The organism is Streptomyces sp. P5F9, assembly GCF_057961495.1.
Genome location: NZ_JBXVPZ010000778.1, coordinates 1 through 2,540, shown reverse-complemented (window position 1 = coordinate 2,540; position 2,540 = coordinate 1). Strand labels below are relative to the sequence as shown.

The 2,540-nt window shown below is 71.3% G+C and carries 2 protein-coding genes and 1 pseudogene; 2 read left to right on the top strand and 1 reads right to left on the bottom strand.

What is annotated here, in order from left to right; genetic code table 11:
* Positions 1–115: 115 nt before the first annotated feature.
* Both AC31A1_RS49910 and AC31A1_RS49905 read left to right on the top strand, forming a co-directional pair.
* Complete coding sequence (locus AC31A1_RS49910) at positions 116–1,195, top strand: adenosine deaminase (protein ID WP_489659679.1); 1,080 nt, start codon at positions 116–118, stop codon at positions 1,193–1,195.
* A gap of 36 nt (positions 1,196–1,231) precedes the next feature.
* Positions 1,232–1,918: a glycerophosphodiester phosphodiesterase gene (locus tag AC31A1_RS49905; RefSeq protein WP_489659678.1), complete on the top strand. Its 687-nt coding sequence runs from the start codon at positions 1,232–1,234 to the stop codon at positions 1,916–1,918.
* Positions 1,919–1,956: 38 nt separating this feature from the next.
* Here the strand turns inward: AC31A1_RS49905 and AC31A1_RS49900 are convergent.
* Positions 1,957–2,540 (bottom strand): annotated as a pseudogene (locus AC31A1_RS49900) (sigma-70 family RNA polymerase sigma factor); the annotation flags it as partial.

The following is a 2,540-nucleotide window of genomic DNA, read 5'->3' as shown; positions in this document are numbered from 1 at the left end:
CCGCCTCACCCCAAGCCACCGCCCCACCCCGGCCTACGATGATCCCGAGTCGACGATCAGCCGATCACCCGCGTCCCGCACGGCACTGCCCGGGGCGCCGTTCCGGGGAGGAACCTTGTCCGACCAGAGCTCCGACCACAGCGCCGGGATCGCCGCCGGTCAGGCCCGTGACCTGCATGCCTTTATCGCCGGGCTGCCGAAGGCCGAGCTGCATGTCCATCACGTCGGCTCCGCCTCCCCGCGGATCGTCTCGGAGCTGGCCGCCCGGCACCCCGACTCCAGGGTGCCCACCGACCCCGAGGCCCTGGTCGACTACTTCAACTTCACGGACTTCGCGCACTTCATCGACGTGTACCTGTCCGTCGTAGACCTGATCCGCACGCCCGAGGACGTACGGCTGCTGACCTACGAGATCGCCCGGGACATGGCCCGGCAGCAGGTGCGCTACGCCGAGTTGACCATCACGCCGTTCTCGTCGACCCGGCGTGGGATCGACGAGCGGGCCTTCATGGACGCGATCGAGGATGCCCGCAAGGCGGCCGAGGCGGAGTTCGGGACCGTGCTGCGGTGGTGCTTCGACATTCCCGGTGAGGCGGGTCTCGAAGCCGCCGAGGAGACCGTGCGGCTCGCGACCGACGATCGCGTACGGCCGGAGGGGCTGGTGTCGTTCGGGCTCGGCGGGCCGGAGATCGGGGTGCCGCGACCGCAGTTCAAGCCGTACTTCGACCGGGCCGTCGCCGCCGGCCTGCACTCCGTGCCGCACGCCGGTGAGACCACCGGCCCCGGGACGGTCTGGGACGCCCTGAACGACCTGCGCGCCGAGCGCATCGGCCACGGCACCACCTCCGCCCAGGACCCCAGGCTGCTCGCGCATCTCGCCGAGCATTGCATCGCGCTGGAGGTCTGCCCGACCTCCAACATCGCCACCCGCGCGGTCCGCACGCTCGACGAGCACCCGATCAAGGAGTTCGTCCGCGCCGGGGTCCTCGTCACGGTCAACTCCGACGACCCGCCGATGTTCGGCACCGACCTCAACAACGAGTACGCGGTCGCCGCCCGCCTCCTCGACCTGGACGAACGCGGTGTCGCCGACCTCGCGAAGAACGCCGTGCGGGCCTCCTTCCTGGACGCGGCGGGCAAGGCCCGTATCGACGACGAGATCGACACCTACACCTCGACGTGGCTCGCACCCTGACCACCGGCGCGCCCTGACAACCAGCAGAATGGGCCCATGCAGAACGTGACCGCCGTGGGCCATCGCGGCGACCCCTACCGTGTCCGCGAGAACACCGTCGACTCGCTGCGTTCCGCCCTCGACCAGGGCGCGGACGCCGTCGAGTTCGACGTACGGCTGACCCGTGACGGCGTCCCCGTGCTGCTGCACGACGAGACGCTGGAACGGCTGTGGGAGCTGGACCGGCCGCTGAAGTCGCTGTCGGTGGACGAGGTGCGCGGGCTCACGGACGGCCGGGTGCCGACGCTGGTCGAGGCGCTGGCCGCGACCGAGGGCAGCCGGGTGATGGTCGACCTGCCCGGCCCCGCCGACCCGCGGGCCGTGCGCCGGATCGTGGACGAGATCCGCGAGTACGGGGCGGAGGACCGCGTGTACTACTGCGCGGGCGCCGACGCGATGCTCGCCGTCCGCGCGGCCGACCCGTCCGCCGAGATCGCCCTGACCTGGACCTCGCTCGCTCCCCCGCGCCCCGCGGTGCTCGAAGCGGTACGGCCGCGCTGGCTCAACTACCGCTTCACACTGGTCGATCGGGACCTCACCGCCCGCGTCCACCGCGACGGCTACCTCCTGTCGGTATGGACCCCGGACACCCGTCGCTCGATGCGCCGCCTCCTCGACATGGGCGTCGACTCGATCACCACCAACCGGGTCGACGTGCTCTGCGGGCTCAGGAAGAAGGGCTGACGAGGTCATGGCCGCGCAGGACGACCGCGCCGGGACGACTACACACGCGAGCGCTGAGGCACCGTCGCCGGGTCGGCCGGGGTCGCACGGGTGACGTACTGGGGTATCGGGGTGTTGTCCTTGCCGGTGTCCCGGGTGAGGCCGTAGCGGGTCGCGCCCTGGGCGGGGCCGGTGGTGATGTCCTTCTCCACGGCGTCCCAGGTGGTGGGGAAGACGTTCAGGCCGTAGTCCGCGCCGCGTTCGTTGACGGTGAGGGTGACGCTGCCGTCGACGTAGAAGTACTCGTTCTGCCACATCTGTTGGGTGCCGGTGGGCAGGACGTCGTAGCCGGTGGTCGCGTTGCCCATGCCGGTGGCGGTGGTGTCGGTGGTGCTGACCGGGTCGTCCATACGCCGGCCGCCGCCCGAGGCCACGTGGAAGAGCTTGCCCTTCAGGGCGGTCCAACTCGGCATGACCAGCGCGCCGTTGCGGTACTGCGGCGAGATCTGCCAGCGGACGAGGACGTAACCCTGGCCGCTGAGCGTCACGTTGTCCCCGCGATGGTTCATCGTGGCGTGCGCGCCGCCGGTGCTGGTCACGCCGGAGGCGGGGCGGTGCGGGAGCGCCGCGGGCGGGGTGGTGG

Coding starts and splice junctions, on each gene's coding strand:
- AC31A1_RS49905 (WP_489659678.1), top strand. CDS start 1,232: ATGCAGAACGTGACCGCCGTGGGCCATCGCGGCGACCCCTACCGTGTC.